General features: G+C 49.1%; 18 protein-coding genes. All 18 read left to right on the forward strand.

The window, feature by feature from the left end:
- Nucleotides 1–15: 15 nt before the first annotated feature.
- Complete coding sequence (locus U1I11_RS08350; protein WP_322905566.1) at nt 16–876, forward strand: heptaprenyl diphosphate synthase component 1; 861 nt, start codon at nt 16–18, stop codon at nt 874–876.
- 26 nt (nt 877–902) lie between these two features.
- On the forward strand, nt 903–1,634 hold the full coding sequence (locus U1I11_RS08355; protein ID WP_322905568.1) for a demethylmenaquinone methyltransferase: 732 nt from the start codon (nt 903–905) through the stop codon (nt 1,632–1,634).
- Complete coding sequence (locus tag U1I11_RS08360) at nt 1,627–2,502, forward strand: UbiA-like polyprenyltransferase (protein WP_322905570.1); 876 nt, start codon at nt 1,627–1,629, stop codon at nt 2,500–2,502. Before U1I11_RS08355 ends, U1I11_RS08360 begins: the two co-directional genes overlap by 8 nt.
- Nucleotides 2,493–3,176 carry a UbiX family flavin prenyltransferase gene (locus U1I11_RS08365; protein ID WP_322905572.1) on the forward strand — a complete coding sequence of 228 codons (684 nt, stop codon included), beginning with the start codon at nt 2,493–2,495 and terminating at the stop codon, nt 3,174–3,176. Before U1I11_RS08360 ends, U1I11_RS08365 begins: the two co-directional genes overlap by 10 nt.
- On the forward strand, nt 3,163–4,026 hold the full coding sequence (locus U1I11_RS08370; protein WP_322905574.1) for a menaquinone biosynthesis protein: 864 nt from the start codon (nt 3,163–3,165) through the stop codon (nt 4,024–4,026). Before U1I11_RS08365 ends, U1I11_RS08370 begins: the two co-directional genes overlap by 14 nt.
- Nucleotides 4,023–4,997 (forward strand): polyprenyl synthetase family protein, encoded by a 975-nt coding sequence (locus U1I11_RS08375; protein ID WP_322905576.1) that lies wholly within the window; start codon nt 4,023–4,025, stop codon nt 4,995–4,997. The genes U1I11_RS08370 and U1I11_RS08375 overlap by 4 nt, the downstream gene beginning before the upstream one ends.
- A gap of 501 nt (nt 4,998–5,498) precedes the next feature.
- Nucleotides 5,499–5,942 carry a nucleoside-diphosphate kinase gene (ndk, locus tag U1I11_RS08380; RefSeq protein WP_322905577.1) on the forward strand — a complete coding sequence of 148 codons (444 nt, stop codon included), beginning with the start codon at nt 5,499–5,501 and terminating at the stop codon, nt 5,940–5,942.
- Between the two features lie 51 nt (nt 5,943–5,993).
- Nucleotides 5,994–6,794 carry a CheR family methyltransferase gene (locus U1I11_RS08385; protein WP_322905579.1) on the forward strand — a complete coding sequence of 267 codons (801 nt, stop codon included), beginning with the start codon at nt 5,994–5,996 and terminating at the stop codon, nt 6,792–6,794.
- A gap of 291 nt (nt 6,795–7,085) precedes the next feature.
- A complete protein-coding gene (gene aroC, locus U1I11_RS08390; protein WP_322905581.1) occupies nt 7,086–8,255 on the forward strand; it encodes a chorismate synthase in 1,170 nt (389 codons plus the stop codon).
- Between the two features lie 8 nt (nt 8,256–8,263).
- Nucleotides 8,264–9,358, forward strand: a complete 1,095-nt coding sequence (gene aroB / locus U1I11_RS08395; RefSeq protein ID WP_322905754.1) for a 3-dehydroquinate synthase — start codon at nt 8,264–8,266, stop codon at nt 9,356–9,358.
- Nucleotide 9,359: 1 nt separating this feature from the next.
- Entirely contained in the window at nt 9,360–9,728 is a 369-nt protein-coding gene (gene aroH, locus U1I11_RS08400; RefSeq protein ID WP_322905583.1) for a chorismate mutase, read from the forward strand.
- A gap of 581 nt (nt 9,729–10,309) precedes the next feature.
- Complete coding sequence (trpE, locus tag U1I11_RS08405) at nt 10,310–11,878, forward strand: anthranilate synthase component I (protein WP_322905585.1); 1,569 nt, start codon at nt 10,310–10,312, stop codon at nt 11,876–11,878.
- An 81-nt stretch (nt 11,879–11,959) separates the two neighbouring features.
- Nucleotides 11,960–13,000 carry an anthranilate phosphoribosyltransferase gene (gene trpD, locus U1I11_RS08410; RefSeq protein ID WP_322905587.1) on the forward strand — a complete coding sequence of 347 codons (1,041 nt, stop codon included), beginning with the start codon at nt 11,960–11,962 and terminating at the stop codon, nt 12,998–13,000.
- Nucleotides 12,990–13,814, forward strand: coding sequence for an indole-3-glycerol phosphate synthase TrpC (gene trpC, locus U1I11_RS08415; RefSeq protein ID WP_322905589.1), 825 nt, complete (start codon nt 12,990–12,992; stop codon nt 13,812–13,814). Before trpD ends, trpC begins: the two co-directional genes overlap by 11 nt.
- The gene (locus U1I11_RS08420; RefSeq protein WP_322905591.1) at nt 13,807–14,607 is read left to right on the forward strand and encodes a phosphoribosylanthranilate isomerase; all 801 of its coding nucleotides are present in this window, start codon (nt 13,807–13,809) and stop codon (nt 14,605–14,607) included. Before trpC ends, U1I11_RS08420 begins: the two co-directional genes overlap by 8 nt.
- Nucleotides 14,607–15,803 (forward strand): tryptophan synthase subunit beta, encoded by a 1,197-nt coding sequence (trpB, locus tag U1I11_RS08425; RefSeq protein WP_322905593.1) that lies wholly within the window; start codon nt 14,607–14,609, stop codon nt 15,801–15,803. The genes U1I11_RS08420 and trpB overlap by 1 nt, the downstream gene beginning before the upstream one ends.
- 26 nt (nt 15,804–15,829) lie before the next feature.
- Entirely contained in the window at nt 15,830–16,636 is an 807-nt protein-coding gene (gene trpA, locus U1I11_RS08430; RefSeq protein WP_322905755.1) for a tryptophan synthase subunit alpha, read from the forward strand.
- Between the two features lie 372 nt (nt 16,637–17,008).
- The gene (gene hisC, locus U1I11_RS08435) at nt 17,009–18,106 is read left to right on the forward strand and encodes a histidinol-phosphate transaminase (protein WP_322905595.1); all 1,098 of its coding nucleotides are present in this window, start codon (nt 17,009–17,011) and stop codon (nt 18,104–18,106) included.
- Nucleotides 18,107–18,391 lie beyond the last annotated feature (285 nt).

Genomic DNA, 18,391 nt, shown 5'->3' on the forward strand with positions numbered 1-18,391 from the left:
GGCACGGAGGCTGAAATGAAACCGTATCGCTTGCTGGAAACATCCCAAAAATACACCGAATACGATATGATTCAAAAGCATACAGAGGTTGCTTCGTTTCCGGATGTGCGCGCTCGGTTGCTATTCCTGTTTTTGAGCAAAGCAGCGCATAACCGGTTGCAAGCTAATCGGGAACAATTGTTTCCGCTCGTCACAGGGATTGTGCAAATGGCACTGGATACCCATGACCGAATCGACACCTCATCCGCCTATCAGCGGGAACAACAGATGCGGTCGCGTCAGCTGAATGTACTGGCTGGCGATTATTTTAGTAGCCGATTTTACGAGCTGTTGGCACGAGCGGGCGAGATTGAAATGGTGGCGCGTCTTAGTGAAGCGATCTGTGAAAATAATCGCCTGAAAATGGACTTGTATGAGCATGCCAATCGCTGTAGTTTAACGACAGAGCAGTATATGGAAGCTAATATACAGTTGAAAATGCAACTGTTTCTTTCATTTACACCGTATATAGAAATGACTGCTCGTCAGTTATGGGAGGACATATTGTATTTGTTCAGTCGTTGCGAGTTGTTGGCTGCCGAACTGAAAAGTGGTTCAAACGTACAGCCTTTCGGTGAATACGGTCTGTACTATGTGCTAGAACAGTTGACACTAGCCGAACGAAGCGAGCTGGAAAAGAGCTTGACTGCGGAAACGAGTGCTCGCTACCGTCAGGAATGGGAGCAGCGTTATCAGATTAGTGCCCGGGTGGAACAATTGCTGCAACAGACGCTTGCTGCTATTACGGAACGTATGCAGCAAGAGCAGCATACCGAGCTGAAGACAGCGATCTTGGAGTTAACCGACAGCTATGCTGCGCTTGTGCATCAGGTGTAAGATCATCAGGAGAGGTGAAGTTGCTTATGAGCAAACCGGAAAGTGCAAAACCGAAGGAACAGTTTGTGCAATCGGTGTTTGAATCGATTGCGCCTAAATACGATATGATGAACGATCTGCTCAGCTTCCGCATGCATAAAACATGGCGGAAATTTACGATGCAAAAGATGAATGTACAGCCGGGTGATTCGGCGCTTGACGTCTGCTGCGGTACATGCGATTGGACGATTAGCATCGCTGAAGCGAGCAAGACCGGTTCGATTTACGGGTTGGACTTTAGTCCGAATATGCTTAGTGTCGGTCAGACGAAGATCGATCGCGATGGCTGGCAGGACAATATTACATTGACACAAGGCAATGCGATGGACTTGCCGTTTGAAGATAATACATTTGATTACGCAACGATTGGCTTCGGACTGCGCAATGTGCCTGATCTGGAAAAAACGTTGCGTGAGATGCAGCGGGTCGTTAAGCCGGGCGGGATGGTCGTTTGCCTGGAATTGTCCAAGCCAACATGGCAGCCGTTTAAAGGTATTTATTATTTTTATTTCCAAAACTTGCTGCCGTTAATGGGTAAAATGGTCGCCAAAAGCTATGAGCAGTATAAATGGCTGCCAGATTCGTTGATCGCTTTCCCAGGTAGGGAAGAACTTGCCGCTGTTTTTCGGCGTATCGGTTTGGAGCAGGTGCAGGCGTATCCGTTAACAGGCGGAATTGCGGCACTTCATATTGGAAGCAAGGAGAAGCAGCATGTTTAAGAAAATTAAAATTTTTCTCGAAATGATCAAAGTCGAGCATACGTTATTTGCGTTGCCGTTTGCGTTTATGGGGGCGATGCTCGGCTCTTATGTGGTGAATGGACATTTGCCAACATGGCAGCAAGTCGTTTGGATTTTGGTGGCGATGGTCGGTGCACGCAGTGCAGCGATGGGACTTAATCGTTTGATTGACCGTACATTTGACGGTAAAAATCCGCGGACGATGATGCGGGCGATTCCGGCAGGGCTGCTTCGTTCCGGCGAAGTCGTTATTTTTATTGTGATTTCAATGGTCGTCTTTTTTTGGGCGGTTATGCAGTTGTCTCCACTTGCGCTGCGTCTGTTGCCGATTGCGGTATTTATGCTTATTTTTTATTCGTTCACGAAGCGGTTCACATGGTTATGCCATGTCGTGCTCGGGATGACGATCGCACTTGCTCCGCTTGGCGGCTGGGTGGCGGTCACCGGTACGGTAACTTGGACGGCGATCGTGTTCTTTGTGGCGATTACATTTTGGACGGCAGGTTTTGATGTGATCTATGCATGTGATGATGCGGAGTTTGACCGTAAGGAAGGGTTACATTCGATTCCGAGTCGATTCGGCGTGCCACGCGCGTTAAAAATCGCGCAAGGGTTTCATGTCATTACGGCGATCGGTTTGATCAGTCTGCTATTTATCGCTCATCTTGGTTGGTGGTATGCGGCTGGTGTGATCATTGCGATTGCGATTTTGTTTTATGAGCATTATATTGTGACACCAAAAGATTTGAGCCGTTTGCAAACCGCCTTTTTTACGATGAACGGGGCGCTTAGTATCATTATGTTTGCGTTCACGCTAGTTGATCTGGCGGTGAAACAATGGTGGTAAACGATCGCTCTGCTGATCTGCCAAACACTGCGGCGGCTGCCGAGGTGTTTGGCTTTCATCCACAGCATGCGACCAAACGTTATGTGATTGGCATTACGGGCGCAAGTGGTTCGGTATATGGTATCCGGCTCGCTGAGGTGCTGTTATCCTATGGTTATACGGTTCATTTGGTCATTTCTAATGCAGGTTGGCGCGTGTTGAAAGAGGAACTGGATTGGTCGGCATCCGGGCGTGAGGAGATGCTGGCGGCACAATTTGGTTCATTGCCGGGCAAGCTCGTATATCATTCTTTTTCCGATATCGGGGCATCGATTGCGAGCGGTTCGTTTCGGGTCGAAGCGATGATTATCGTTCCGTGCTCGATGGGCACGCTGGCGAATATTGCTGGCGGGATGTCCGCCAATTTGATGACACGGGCGGCGGATGTGATGCTGAAAGAGCAGCGCAAGCTCGTAATCGTGCCGCGTGAAACACCGCTGCATGCGATTCATTTGGAAAATATGCTTAAGCTGGCTCGTATGGGAGTCAGTATCATTCCGGCGATGCCGGCTTTTTATTATCGTCCGCAAACGTTACAGGATGCTATTGATTTTATGGTAGGTAAAGTGCTGGATATCCTCGGAATCGAACATAATTTATTTGAACGCTGGGGGAGTAACGATGACAACATTTGAATTGCCGATTCGAATTGGTAAAATTGAGTATACGAACGATTGGCCGATCTATCAGCATTTTGATCCGCAGTCGCTGTCCCAGCCGGCTGTCATTCATAGCGATTTGCCGGCAAACCTGAATCAGGCGCTGCTGGAAGAACGGTTATACATTACGCCGGTATCTTCGTTTGCATATGCGACCCGTTCGGATGATTTCTGGCTATTGCCTGGTCTGTCGGTCAGTGCCAAACATGCCGTCGGATCAATTCTTCTGTTTTCCAGAAAGCCAATTGCCGAGCTGGGAGATGGAACGATTGCGCTGACTAACACTTCAGCAACATCGATCAATCTGTTGAAAATTATTTTACAAAAGCGGTATCGTTTTAAGCCGGAATACGTATCGATGAATCCGAATTTGGACGAGATGATGGAGCGCTGTGATGCGGCGTTGTTAATCGGTGATCATGCGATTGCAGCGGCGCGCAGCGATAGCGGCTATATGATAACCGATCTCGGTCAAGTATGGCAGGAATGGACAGGCTACGGTATGACGTTTGCCGTCTGGGCGGTAAATCGCAAATTTGCCGACGCGTATCCTCGGCTTGTGACCGAGATTGCTGAGCGGCTGCATGAAAGCAAGGTGCAAAGTCTAAACGATTTGACGCCGGTCATCGCGGAAGCACAGCACAAAATGGGCGGTGATTCCGCGTACTGGGAGCATTATTTCCGTCAATTATGGTATGATTTTGGTAAGCAGGAACAGCAGGGGCTGGGGCTGTATTTTCAGTATGCTTATGAGCTTGGTCTGCTGGATCATGAAGTGCACATGCAATTATGGACTGACAATACGATGACACGGGTGAACGAATGAAACTACTGGATATTTTCGGCACATTAAAAAAAGACATGAACAGAATTGAACGCGAACTTAGCCGTAGCATCGATACCGACCATGCGCTGCTGAATGAGGCGTCTTTGCATTTACTCAAAGCGGGCGGGAAAAGGCTTCGTCCCGCTTTTGTGCTGCTTGGCGGCAAGTACGGCAATTATGATCTGGAGCGTCTGAGCAATGTAGCGGTGCCGCTTGAGCTCATTCATATGGCTTCACTCGTACATGACGATGTGATCGACAATGCCGATACACGGCGTGGACAGCTGACTGTGAAGTCCAAATGGGACAATCGGATCGCCATGTATACCGGTGATTACATTTATGCCAAAGCGCTCGTCATTGTGGCGCGTCTGCAAAACCCGGACATTCACCGTGTGCTCGCCAAAGCTTTAGTGCAGATGTCGATCGGGGAAATGGAGCAAATTCGCGACTTTTTCAATACCGAGCAGACGATTCGGCGCTATTTGCTGCGCATTCGTCGCAAAACGGCATTGCTAATTGCGATTAGCTGTCAGTTAGGCGGTCTAGCTGCCGATGCGCCGGCTGCATATACGCGTCAATTGTATCGTTATGGCTACAATGTGGGCATGGCTTTTCAAATTCGCGACGATGTGCTTGATCTGTGTGGTACGGAGAAGCAGATCGGCAAGCCGCCAGGCAGTGATTTGCGTCAAGGTAATATTACGTTGCCTGTATTGTACGCGCTGCAAGAGCACGATATTCAGCTTTCCTTGTTGCCGGAAATTCGCCGTATTCACGACGCGGACGGTGCTACCGATGTTACGCATGCGGTGGAGCTGGTCAAAGGCAGCAGCGGAATTGAGCGTGCCGAGCAGTTAGCAGATCGATATATCCAGAAAGCGATGGATGCGTTGCAGCAATTGCCGGAAGGCAAAACCCGCAAACATTTGCAGGAGATTGCTCATTTTGTGGCAAAGCGCTCACACTGACAAAGTATCGACAGAGCGATGTTAACGCCTTCGCGCAGCGAGGCGATCGGTTCGCTATTGGGTGGCATATGTGCCGACAGAGCGATGTTGGTATCTTCGTAATGAAGCGATTTGCCACCGTCAAATCCGGCACAACATCATCGTAATTTAATAAAATAGGCTAACCGAAATACACCTGGTGCACAAATCGCATCAGGTGTATTTTGGTTATAATGAAATAATTAACGGCTAGAACTAAAAGACCAGCCACCCGTTGTCGATATATACAGTACAGTGTATGCGCATCGTTTGCGGAAGCCTGAACTTAGGGCAGGTTTTCCCGTTCGTAAAGCGCATAACGAGTAATCTGCTCCACATAGTCGGGTTATGATATCAAAAATATCCTTATGTTGATATAACAGCATTTCTTTCTGTACTTCAACGTTTCTGTTAGAATACACAAGTGGGCATACATATTGCTCCGATAGCAGATTACTTTGTAGATAACAGGAGAGTGAGTCAATGGAACGGACATTTTTGATGATTAAGCCTGACGGAGTACAGCGGGGGCTAATCGGACGCATTATCAGTCGCTTGGAAGACAAAGGATTCAAATTGATCGGAGGCAAATTTCTTATTCCTTCCACGGAACAGGCAAAACACCATTATGCCGAGCATGAAGGCAAAGCATTTTATGGGGATTTGATTAACTTTATTACATCAGGCCCTGTATTTGCAATGGTCTGGGAAGGCGATGATGTGATCGCGTTGTCCCGTATGCTGATGGGAAAAACTCAGGTGAAAGAAGCGTTGCCTGGCACGATCCGTGGCGATTTTGCCGCCCATACGCCGTTCAATTTGATTCATGGCTCTGATTCGCCGGAAAGTGCAGCACGCGAAATCGCGAACTTTTTTGCACCTGATGAGTTAAGCGTTTACGACAAAAATATTTCAGCTTGGATGTAAAACTGCCCCCGCATGGACTGAACTCATAATGATGATCAAGGAAGTGATGCCATGCTTACAAATGACGCCATTCAACCAGACTCGGACTATACAGGCTTCATCAAAAGAGTGAAAGATAGTACGGGCATTGACCTCGCACAGTATAAAGAAGCCCAAATGAAACGCCGTTTGACCACATTGCGTACGAAAAATGGTTATTCGACGTTTGCATCCTTTTTTGAGGCGATGCAAAAAGATAAAGCGCTGTTTTATGAGTTTCTCGATCGTATGACGATTAACGTCTCCGAATTTTGGCGCAATCCGAATCGCTGGGAAGTGCTGCGCGATACGATTTTGCCCCAGCTTCAACGCAATAACAAAAACCTGAAGATTTGGAGTGCGGCATGCTCTACGGGCGAGGAACCATATACGATTGCAACCATTCTTGCCGATAAAAATCTGTTGTCATCAACTACGCTGCATGCGACCGATATTGATGATGGTGCATTGGAAAAAGCTAAAAAAGGCGTCTATTTGGAACGTTCGCTCAAAGACGTCCCACCTGATGTTGCCAAACGTCATTTTAGTGCAGACGGGATGATGTACAGCGTTAACGATACGCTGAAAAAAGCGGTGCAATTTCGTAAAGGCAATCTGCTGACGGACAAGTTTGAAACCGGCTATGACCTGATCGTATGTCGTAATGTTATGATTTACTTCACTGAAGAAGCCAAGCATATGCTGTATCACAAATTTGCGGCGAGTCTGCGCCCTGGTGGTGTATTGTTTGTAGGCAGTACGGAGCAAATTTTCTCTCCGGCACAATATGGCTTTGATTCGTCCGAGACGTTTTTTTATTACAAAAAGGGTTAAATGTCATGCGGGTGCTATGCTGAATCGATCGACAAAGCTAGCAAGCAAAACAAGCATTACCGACCTAAATGAATCGTATTCCAAAGCATACCGAAGCGCCAGTTGAGGCTGGCAACGGTATGCTTTTTGCGTTGAAGCGGCGAGTTGCCAAGCGGTTAAAGGGAGTGTATATAAGGATAAATGTGCCGCCTGGTGTTCCTTGTCAAATGGCTAAACGATGTACTATAATAAGCGAAGGTAAATCCGGATTTTAGCGATGCACAGTTTAACAGTTTAAAGGGGGAACGCAACATGAGTATACGTTATTTAACAGCAGGGGAGACGCATGGTCCCCAGTTGACTGCGATTATTGAGGGATTGCCGAGCGGTTTGGAGCTCGATTTTGAAGCGCTGAACTTCCAGCTTGCCCGTCGTCAAAAAGGTTATGGACGCGGACGCCGGATGCAGATCGAGAAAGATACAGCCGATATCGTTGGCGGTGTGCGTCACGGCTATACGACCGGTGCGCCGGTAGCGATGGTCGTCGCCAACAATGACTGGAAGCATTGGACAAAAATTATGAATATTGAGCCGATGGAAGGCACGGATGAAGAAAAACGCCGTGTACATCGTCCACGTCCAGGTCATGCTGATCTGAACGGCGGCTTAAAATACAATCACAAAGACTTGCGTAACGTGCTGGAACGCTCCAGTGCGCGTGAGACAGCGATTCGCGTTGGTGTCGGTGCGGTAGCACGTCAGTTTTTGGCACAGTTTGGCATTAAAATCGGCGGACAAGTCATCCGTATCGGTGAAATCGAAGCACCGGCTCATGATCTGCCGCTCGATGAACTAATTGCTCGTACCGAGGAATCGTCCGTTCGTGTCGTAGACAAAGAAACCGAGCAAAAGATGGAAGCTTATATCGACCAGATCAAAAAAGAAGGCGACTCGATCGGTGGAATCGTGGAATGCATCGTGGAAGGCGTACCGATCGGTCTAGGTACATTTGTGCAATATGATCGTAAGCTTGATGCGCGCATCGCGCAAGCGGTCATGTCGATTAACGCATTTAAAGGGGTAGAGATCGGCATCGGTTTTGAAGCTGGACATATTCGCGGTTCGCAAGTGCATGATGAAATTTTGTACACACCGGAGCGTGGCTACCATCGTGCGACAAATCGTCTGGGTGGATTTGAAGGCGGGATGACGAACGGAATGCCGATCGTAGTACGCGGCGTGATGAAGCCGATTCCAACGCTGTACAAACCGCTGCAAAGTGTAGATATCGATACGAAAGAGCCATTTACCGCACAGGTGGAACGCTCTGATGCATGCGCGGTGCCTGCGGCAAGCGTCGTCATGGAGAGTGTGGTGGCATGGGAAGTAGCCAAGGCTTTTCTGGAGAAATTCGGCGGTGACTCCATGACGGAGATTCGCCAAAATTATGACAATTACTTAGCACAGTTGGAGGCTTATTAATGCCTGCTGTGCGCGTAGTGGACGTTCAACTTGGCGAACGTTCCTACCCGATTTATATCGGTGAGCAGTTATTGCAACAAGCGGGCAGCTATTTGGAGCAACACGGATTGTCCAAACAAAGCCCGCTGCTGATCGTGACGGATGAGCAAATTGCCCCTTTGCATCTGAGCAAGTTGGAGCAATCACTTGCAGCCGCCGGGTTTCGTTTTGTGACTGCTGTTGTTGGTGCTGGTGAAACATCCAAGTCGGTTGTTGTATTTGAGGAGGTGATGACCCGGGCGATCGAAGGCGGGCTTGACCGCAAATCTGCTGTAATTGCGCTTGGTGGCGGTGTAGTCGGTGATCTGGCGGGTTTTGTCGCAGGTACGTATATGCGCGGAATTCGTTTTGTACAGATGCCAACGACTGTACTTGCTCACGATAGTAGCGTAGGCGGCAAAGTAGCGATCAACCACCGGCTTGCCAAAAATATGATCGGTGTATTCCATCAGCCGGAGCTTGTATTGTACGATCTGTCCACACTCCAAACCCTTCCGGCACGCGAGGTCAGCGCAGGGCTTGCCGAAATGGTTAAGCACGGATTGATCTGGGATGCCGAATTTGCTTACTGGTGTTTGGAACATGCAGAGCGATTGCAAGCGCTCGATCCCGAAACGATCGGTTATGGTCTTGAAAAAGGCTGTGCCATCAAAGCGATTGTCGTATCTCGTGACGAGCGTGAACAGGATTTGCGCGCCATTTTGAATCTGGGGCATACGATTGGACATGCGATTGAAGCAGTTGCCGGTTATGGTGAGATTATTCACGGTGAAGCGATCGCGATCGGCATGGTCGGATCAGCGATGATCGGTGAAGCGCTTGGCGCGGAGCCAGGTTTGACGGATACGACACGGCGGATGCTGCAGGCACTTGGTTTGCCGACGGTTCTGCCGGCGCATTTGGACACCGAGCGTATTATGGAAGCGATGATGCACGACAAAAAATTCCAGGAAGGTCGGATGACGTTTATCGTCCCATCTGCCATAGGTAAAGTCGCGATTGATCATCATGTCGATTACAATCTGGTCGTCCGAACGGTTGAGCAGTTAAAGAAGGAGGCGTAACATGTATACACGAGGTATTCGCGGGGCGACGACAGTAACCCGCAATGATCGTCAGGAGATTCTGGGTGAAACATTGGTATTGCTTAGAGAAATTGTTGAGCGCAATCAATTTGATGCCGAGGATGTGAGCAGCATTTGGATTACGATGACTGCTGATCTTGATGCGGCATTTCCCGCACTTGCCATTCGTGAAATGGATGGCTGGAGTATGGTGCCATTGATGTGCGCAGTGGAAGCGGCGGTGCAGAACAGTTTGCCCCAGTGCATTCGACTGATGATTCATATCAATACAACCAAAACACAGCAGGAAATCAAGCATGTGTATTTGAATGAGGCAACTCGTCTTCGTCCTGATCTGGCAACTTCCTGAGTATAAATTACAGCGTAAGGGTTGCGTAAGCTACAAGTTATAGAGTATAGTAGACAACAAGATCAACAGGCAAACAGAGCCGTGTATTGAGATGAGATGCAGGTAGTAGAGTATAGTATAGATGAGAACGAAGCGTAGGTCTTGTCGGCGGACAGGGCGGAAGGTGCAAATGGATAGCCATTGATCGCCTTCCGGGTCGTGTGTGCGCAGGAAGACAAGAACCGTGTCGCTTCAGAGCAGAGCCTTTGGAACAGAAGTACCCATACAGCAACAGACGAGTGATGCATTTGTGAACGATTGTACCCGTGTAGTGTATGCAATCGCGATCGGTGTAGCTTGATCACCCGGATTGAAGCTGACATCCACATCATGATGGGAGGTAGCTTACGTTTTCATTTGGTGAAGCCGGCAGCCACTGAGCTTGCTGTCCGCATTTGTACGATCATGCAGCCTTCATGCGTCCATCCGCATGGAGGCTTTTTGTTTACGTTTAGCGATAGCAGACAAGTGCAGTAACCGCATAGCTTTTGTTACCAAACTAGCATAAGCCAATGAATCGATCAGCCAAAGGAGCGAGTATAATGATCCAACCTCATGTAGAACAAGTGATTGCCATGTCCAGCCAGTATAATCTAATTCCGATCGTCAAGCGATTGCTGGGCGATATGGAAACACCGATCCGTATTTTCCAGCGCTATGCACAGCGGCGCCATGCTTTTCTGTTGGAAAGTGTAGAGGGAGGAAGTAAATGGGCACGGTACTCGTTTATCGGCAGTGATCCATTTCTGCTTATTTCCGGTAAGCATGGCAAAATTGAAGTCGATATGAATGGGGAAGTCAGCGAGTTGTCCGGTAAGCCGATTGAGCAGCTTAAAGCGCTGTTGCGTCGTTACCGCAGTCCAAAAATGGACGGATTGCCGCCATTTACCGGTGGAGCGATCGGATTTTTCGGTTATGACCTGCTGCAATATTATGAGAAGCTGCCTGCACACCGTATTGACGATATGAATATGGATGATATTCGGTTTATGTTTTGCGATCAGATCATCGTGTTTGATCATGTGAAACAGCATATTTTGCTCGTCAGCAATGTGCATATTCCCGAAGGGGCTAGCGATGATCATATTCGTGAAGCGTACGGAGAAGCTGCTGCCAAGCTGGAAGCGATGGAACAATTGCTGCACACCCAACCGCCGATTAGCAGTGCAGGACGTGCGCCGGTATCGGAACATATCGAGCTGGGCGAAATTCAGTCCAATATGACAAAAGAACAATATTTGGACGGTGTTCAGCGGGCGAAAGAGTACATTCGTGCCGGCGATATTTTCCAGGTTGTATTGTCGCAACGTTTCCATATCGAGACTGAAGTAGCACCGCTGGAAGTGTATCGTGTGCTGCGTACGATGAACCCGTCGCCATATATGTATTATTTGAAGCTAGATGATGAAATTATCGTCGGCACGTCACCTGAAGCGCTCGTGAAAGTAGAGGGCGACCGACTGCAAACGCGTCCGATCGCCGGTACGCGTCCACGTGGACAAAATGAAGCGGAAGATCAAGCGCTTGCCGAGGAGCTACTACAAGATGAGAAGGAACGTGCTGAACATTTGATGCTGGTCGATTTGGGACGCAATGATCTGGGACGTGTTGCTGAGTACGGTACGGTCAAAACCGATTCATTTATGCAAATTGAGCGGTATTCTCATGTGATGCATATCGTATCCAATGTATCAGGCAAGCTGCGCAAAGATCGCGATTTCTTCGATGCTTTCCTGTCCTGTCTGCCAGCGGGTACGGTATCTGGTGCGCCGAAGCTAAGAGCGATGGAAATTATCGCAGAGATTGAAAATGAAGCGCGCGGCGCGTACGCCGGAGCGATTGGCTATCTAGGCTTTTCCGGCAATATGGATGCGTGCATTACGATTCGCACGATCATTTTCAAACACGGCAAAGCGTATGTGCAAGCTGGAGCAGGCATCGTCTGGGATTCGGTGCCGGAGAAGGAATACGAAGAAACGGTTAACAAGGCAAAAGGCATGCTGAAATCGATCCGTGTCGCAGAAGCGATGTTCCCGCGTAAAGGAGCGGAATCACAGATCGCCAATCCGGATTATTTGTACGGATATGAACCGGTGAAGCTGGGCGATTGAGCGATCGCACAGCATGTACGTATAGATGACAGATAACAATAGCTGCACATAGTAAATTTTACAGTTCGGGAGGAAACGGGTATGCACACAGTGGAAACGATCCAACAAGCGATTATGAATGTAATCGAAGGCAAGCATCTGACACGGGAGCAATCGTATGAGGTGATGAGCGCGATTATGAGCGGCGCGGCAACACCGTCACAAATCGGCGGTTTGCTAACTTCACTGCGAATGAAAGGCGAGACGGTGGAAGAAATTACCGGTTTTGCCGAGGCGATGCGCAGCAGTGGTGGGCGTGTGCCGGTCATGTCGGCAGGCTTGCTCGACACATGCGGTACAGGCGGCTCGGGCATTCATAAATTCAACATCTCCACCGTGTCAGCGATCATCGCTGCTTCGGTATCGGTACGTGTCGCCAAACACGGCAATCGCTCTGCTTCTGGCAAAGCGGGCAGTGCAGATGTGTTGGAGGCGCTCGGTGTCAATATCGGGCTAAATGCGGTGCAGGCGGCAAGCTGTCTGAATGAGATCGGTATCTGTTTTCTGTTTGCCCAAGTGTTCCATCCTTCGATGAAACATGCGGCTGCAACCCGCCGCGAACTCGGTGTGCGTACGGTGTTTAATATGTTAGGACCGCTGACCAATCCCGCCGGAGCCGACCGACAATTGATTGGACTGTACGATGGAGGTAAAATTGAAACGGTAGCACATACTTTAAAGCTGCTCGGTCTAGAACGCGCGATGGTAGTAGCAAGTCATGATGGACTCGACGAGATTAGCATCGCTGCACCAACACGCATCGCCGAGCTGCGACATGGCGAGGTGCATACGTATGAGGTGACACCACATGATTTTGGGTTGAACAGTCATCCGCTTGAGCATATGCTCGGCGGAAACGCAGACGAAAATGCGTCGATTATCCGGCGTGTGCTAGAAGGTGAACAGGGAGCTTATCGTGATGTAGTGCTTGCCAACAGTGCAGCATGCATTTATTTGGCAGGCAAAGCAAACAGTTTGGCAGAAGGTGCTGTCATTGCAGCACAGGCGATTGATTCAGGAGCGGCAGCTAACAAGCTGCAACAACTAATTCAAACTACGGAGGCATTCAGCTATGTATCTTGATCGTATTGTTGTGACGAAAAAGCAGGAAGTTGAACAGTTGATCCAAAGATTGTCCATTGCCGAGGCAGAACGCAACATTGCCAATATGCCAGCAACACGCGGTTTTCGCGATGCGCTCACGAAGCGTGCGAACCGTCGTGTCGGTCTGATCGCTGAGGTGAAAAAGGCTTCTCCATCCAAAGGGTTGATTCGTCCTGATTTCCATCCGGTTACGATTGCACAGGCGTATGAGCGAGCAGGCGCAGATTGCATTTCGATTTTGACGGATGTGCAGTATTTCCAAGGCAATAATGCGTATGTAACCGATATTCGGGCAGCTGTTAATTTGCCGCTGTTGCGTAAAGATTTCATTATCGATGAACATCAAATTTATGAAGCTCGCCTGATCGGGGCGGATGCGATTTTGCTCATTGCGGCGATTTTGACGGCAGAGCAGATTGATCGTTACATTAAGATAGCGGTCTCGCTTGGACTCGATATTTTGATCGAAGTGCATGATCGTGCCGAGCTGGAAACGGTGCTGGCGATTGAAGGTAGCATTGAGCATGGATTGATCGGCGTAAACAATCGCGATCTGAAAACATTCGAAACGTCGCTGTCCACTACAGCAGAGCTGATTCGACTGTTACCGGCAGGAGTACCGTTGATTAGCGAAAGCGGCATTATGTCGCCGGATGACATTCGTTATGTTGCCGATGCCGGAGCGGCAGGTGTGCTCGTAGGCGAGTACTTTATGCGGCAACCGGACATTGCGGCAGCGGTGCACACATTGATGGCGCCCGCCAATCGTGAAGCAGGCGCTTCCCATGAGTGAATCGTCACCTTTCCTTAATGGACAGCATGCAAAAGAGGGCTCTGGCATCGTGCCGGAGCCGTCTGCTGTCCGCATAAAAATCTGTGGACTTCAAGACGTTGAAGTGCTAAAATCTATGATACCATTACCGATTGATTACATCGGATTTGTATTTGCCCGCAGCAAGCGGCAAATTGATCGCGAGCGTGCGGCAGAGCTGCTAGAAGTGTTGAAACGATGGCATGGACAGGCACCGCAAAGTGTCGGCGTGTTTGTCAATCCAACGCTAGACGAGTTGCTGCATATTACCGCTGTGGCACCGCTGGATGTGATTCAGCTTCACGGTAGCGAAACACCGGCGTTTTGCCGGGAAGTGCGAGCGACATTGCAAGTGCAAGTGATCAAAGTAATCTCGATTGCAGCACAAGTGGACAGCGAAGGAGCCGATCATTCCGCCACTCTATCCGATACAGTTACAGGCACAAGCGATAGACTTCATGCGGATAAGGCTGCGGCTGCTAAGCTTGCCCCTTATGAAGGAGCGGTCGATGCGTTTTTGCTGGATACGCATGATCCGCTGTATGGCGGCGGGTCCGGTAAAACATTTGCCTGGGATGGCATTACACCGTATCACCGCTGGACAGAGGCGCATGACATTCCATTGCTCATTGCGGGCGGTCTGTCGCCAGACAATGTACATGAACTCGTCGGAGGTTATCCGCTGGAAGGGATCGACGTATCGAGCGGAGTGGAAACCGATGGCGTAAAAGATATCGATAAAATCAAACGGTTTGTGGAAAGGGCGAGAGCATAATGAAAATACTACCTGATGCAAAAGGAAGATTCGGTGATTTTGGCGGACGTTATGTACCGGAAACACTGATGAATGCACTGATCGAGCTGGAAGATGCCTACCGCCAATATGCTGACGATGCGCAATTTCAGGAAGAACTAAACTACCTGCTCCAACAATATTCCGGTCGTGAAACACCGCTCTATTATGCGGAGCGACTAACAAAACAACTAGGTGGCCCTAAAATATATTTAAAACGCGAAGACTTAAACCATACCGGCGCCCATAAAATTAACAATGCGATCGGTCAAGGGCTGCTTGCCAAACGGATGGGCAAACAAAAAGTGATCGCTGAAACCGGTGCTGGTCAGCACGGTGTGGCGACAGCAACCGTAGCGGCGCTGCTCGGACTGGAATGCAAAGTGTTTATGGGTGAAGAAGACATTAAGCGTCAGCAGCTCAATGTGTTCCGGATGAATATGCTGGGCGCTGAAGTCGTACCGGTGACGTCCGGTACACGCACATTGAAGGATGCAGGTAATGAAGCGCTTCGTTACTGGGTGAGCAATGTAGAAGACACATTTTACATTCTCGGCTCGGCGGTTGGACCGCATCCGTATCCGATGATGGTGCGTAACTTCCAGCGCATTATCGGGGACGAAACAAGACGTCAGATTTTGGAAAAAGAAAATCGTCTGCCGCATACGGTCGTCGCTGCAATCGGTGGCGGCAGCAATGCGATCGGTATGTTTTATCCGTTTATCGGGGATGAAGCGGTGCGTTTGATCGGTGTGGAAGCTGCCGGACGCGGAATCGATACGCCGCTGCATGCGGCAACGATGAGCCTCGGCACTAAAGGTGTGTTTCAAGGCTCGATGAGCTATTTGTTGCAGGATGCGTTTGGTCAAGTGCAGGAAGCCCATTCCATTTCCGCTGGTCTGGACTATCCGGGCGTAGGGCCAGAGCATTCTTATTTGAAAGATATCGAGCGCGCGCAATATGTGCCGATTACCGATCAGGAAGCGCTGGATGCACTTAAGCTGCTCTGTCGTACCGAAGGGATCATCCCCGCGCTGGAATCGGCGCATGCGATCGCCTATACGGTCAAGCTGGCGCAAGAAATGACGCCGGATCAACTGCTCGTCATCTGTCTGTCTGGTCGCGGTGACAAAGATGTGGAATCGATTATGAGATACGAACAGGAGGGATCGCTGTGAGCGTAACCGGACAAAGCCAAAACCGCATGGACGTCACGTTTGCGGCATTAAAAGAAAAGGGCGAAACAGCGCTTATCCCGTTCCTGACGGTCGGTGATCCCGATCCGCAGACGACGGTCGATGTGATCGTCGAGCTTGAAGCTGCCGGTGCCAACATTTTGGAACTTGGGGTACCGTATTCCGATCCGCTTGCAGACGGTCCTGTCATTCAGCGCGCATCCCAACGTGCATTAACTCATCGCGTGACGATTGATACATGTCTGGAAGTGGCAACAAAGGCACGCGAACGTGGCGTCCAAATGCCATTTGTGCTGTTTACGTATTACAATCCGATTTTGCAATATGGGCTGGAGCGCTTTTTTGAAGCATTACAACGTCACGATATTAGCGGTATGATCATTCCCGATCTGCCAATCGAAGAATCGGAAGAAATGCGTACACGCTCACGCGCCGCCGGTGTTAGTTTGGTGCCGCTCGTAGCGCCAACGTCGCAGGAGCGGATCGCTTCGATTTTGGACGGTGCGCAAGGCTTTGTATATTGTGTATCTTCGCTCGGCGTGACCGGTGAACGCACATCGTTCCACTCCAATGTGGAGCAGTTTATCAAAAGCGTACAGGCGAGCACCGATCTGCCGGTTGCGGTTGGCTTTGGTATTTCCAGCCATGAACAGGTAAAACAGTTTTCGGCGTTTTGCGATGGTGTCGTCGTTGGCAGTGCGATCGTGCGCCAAATCGAGTCGCAAATCCCGCTATTAACTGATCCGCAGCGCAAAGCAGACGGTTTGCAACAAATTCATCGGTTCGTTGCCGACTTAAAAGGAACGCGTGCATAACGGTTGAATGTACATGATGATATCAGTTTTTGGATAGATGAGATCATCCGTATCGATACATTGAAACATGAATCGAATTTACAGTGTTGCACAACAGTGAACTGTCGGAGCGCAAGCAAGGTGCCTTTTATGCAAAAGGCACCTTGCTTACATCCGTTAGCTTGTTAACAGGGCATGTTCATCGCTAGCTGTACGAAAATTCAGCTTGATATCATCCCTGTTGATGCAATATGAACACCAACCATCTGTTTATATTGGTGCGAGGTGATCAACTGAAATAAAGTAGCTTTATTAGCTTGTGCTTTTGCCTATTACGTCATTCTCTGTTAAGCTACCGTCTCTGTTTATTACGTTTACAAGGAGTTGTTCCGATTGAAACCAAAATCACGTATTGTTAACATTCCCGTCTATCAGCCAGGTAAGCCAATTGAAGAAGTGAAGCGCGAGCTAGGATTGGAGCAGGTAATCAAGCTTGCCTCCAACGAAAATCCGTATGGCTCGGCACCATCCGTGCAGCAGGCGATCATGAACGAGCTGTCCGAGCTGTATTTGTATCCGGACGGCGGTGCGGTGGAGCTGACTGCGCAACTGGCAGAGCATATCGGTGTACAGCCGAATGGAATCGTGTTTGGCTGCGGCTCGGATGAGGTGATTGCGCTAATCTCACGTTCATTCCTAGAACCAGGCGATGAGACGATTATGGCGGATCAGACGTTTTCGGTGTATAAAAGCAATGCGGATATCGAAGGAGCAACTGTCGTCGAAGTGCCACTGCAAGCAGGTAAGCATGATCTGCCAGCAATGCTGGCGGCGGTCACCGACAAAACGAAAATTATTTGGGTATGTAATCCGAATAACCCAACCGGTACGATCGTTACCGAGGCAGAACTGGTTCAATTTCTCGATCAAGTTCCAGCCGATGTCATGGTTGTACTGGATGAAGCTTATTATGAGTACGTCGTTGCAGACGAGTACCCGCGCAGTGTGGAATTGTTGGAGCGTTACGCGAATATCGTCATTTTACGTACATTTTCCAAAATTTATGGTCTGGCTGCGCTGCGGATCGGCTATGGTGTAGGACGTCCAGATACGATTCGTCTGATCAATCAAGTACGTGAGCCGTTTAACACATCACGTATTGCCCAGGCAGCAGCACGTCAGGCGCTGCGTGAGCAAGCGTTTGTCGACGATTGCCGTGTCAAAAACCGCGCAGGGATGGATGATTTAACGGCTGCGTTTGATCGTCTCGGATTGACGCATTTCCCAAGCGAAACGAACTTTATTATGGTCGATACCGGTCATGCAGGCAGCGATATTTTCCAGGCGTTGTTAAAGCGCGGCATTATTATTCGTGCCGGACATAGCAAATATCCGACTTGGATTCGTGTCACAATCGGTAAGCCGGAGCAAAATGAAGCGTTTATTCAGGCGCTGGAACAAATATTGCAAGAACGCAAAGCGACGGTCTGATGGTGTAAGTGTAAAAAGGCAAATGAGCAGGCAGAAATGAATTTAGCGTAAAGTGACGATCCAGACGTTGTATGTGTATACGTATGAATAAATGGATATGGGTACGTCTAAATGGATATTGGCACGTCGTTAGTACGTTGATGTGCACGGGAACATTCAGATGGTCTAATAGGCTGTCTCAAGTAAAATCAAGTTTGAATGTAACTGAGTGTATTCATAAATACAGGGATGGCAGTATCGCAATTTAACGACAAACAGACGGCATCTTTGACAGACGCAGCGCAA

The organism is Paenibacillus campi (genome assembly GCF_034659835.1).
In the GTDB taxonomy this organism is placed as follows: domain Bacteria; phylum Bacillota; class Bacilli; order Paenibacillales; family Paenibacillaceae; genus Saccharibacillus; species Saccharibacillus campi.

Bases quoted from the DNA above. Each gene is read 5' to 3' on its own strand.
- trpE (WP_322905585.1), top strand. From the start codon at position 10,310: ATGATCCAACCTCATGTAGAACAAGTGATTGCCATGTCCAGCCAGTAT.
- U1I11_RS08365 (WP_322905572.1), top strand. From the start codon at position 2,493: ATGGTGGTAAACGATCGCTCTGCTGATCTGCCAAACACTGCGGCGGCT.
- U1I11_RS08360 (WP_322905570.1), top strand. From the start codon at position 1,627: ATGTTTAAGAAAATTAAAATTTTTCTCGAAATGATCAAAGTCGAGCAT.
- U1I11_RS08370 (WP_322905574.1), top strand. From the start codon at position 3,163: ATGACAACATTTGAATTGCCGATTCGAATTGGTAAAATTGAGTATACG.
- aroC (WP_322905581.1), top strand. From the start codon at position 7,086: ATGAGTATACGTTATTTAACAGCAGGGGAGACGCATGGTCCCCAGTTG.
- trpC (WP_322905589.1), top strand. From the start codon at position 12,990: ATGTATCTTGATCGTATTGTTGTGACGAAAAAGCAGGAAGTTGAACAG.
- U1I11_RS08385 (WP_322905579.1), top strand. From the start codon at position 5,994: ATGCTTACAAATGACGCCATTCAACCAGACTCGGACTATACAGGCTTC.
- trpA (WP_322905755.1), top strand. From the start codon at position 15,830: ATGGACGTCACGTTTGCGGCATTAAAAGAAAAGGGCGAAACAGCGCTT.
- trpB (WP_322905593.1), top strand. From the start codon at position 14,607: ATGAAAATACTACCTGATGCAAAAGGAAGATTCGGTGATTTTGGCGGA.
- U1I11_RS08350 (WP_322905566.1), top strand. From the start codon at position 16: ATGAAACCGTATCGCTTGCTGGAAACATCCCAAAAATACACCGAATAC.
- ndk (WP_322905577.1), top strand. From the start codon at position 5,499: ATGGAACGGACATTTTTGATGATTAAGCCTGACGGAGTACAGCGGGGG.
- trpD (WP_322905587.1), top strand. From the start codon at position 11,960: ATGCACACAGTGGAAACGATCCAACAAGCGATTATGAATGTAATCGAA.
- aroH (WP_322905583.1), top strand. From the start codon at position 9,360: ATGTATACACGAGGTATTCGCGGGGCGACGACAGTAACCCGCAATGAT.
- U1I11_RS08375 (WP_322905576.1), top strand. From the start codon at position 4,023: ATGAAACTACTGGATATTTTCGGCACATTAAAAAAAGACATGAACAGA.
- U1I11_RS08355 (WP_322905568.1), top strand. From the start codon at position 903: ATGAGCAAACCGGAAAGTGCAAAACCGAAGGAACAGTTTGTGCAATCG.
- U1I11_RS08420 (WP_322905591.1), top strand. From the start codon at position 13,807: ATGAGTGAATCGTCACCTTTCCTTAATGGACAGCATGCAAAAGAGGGC.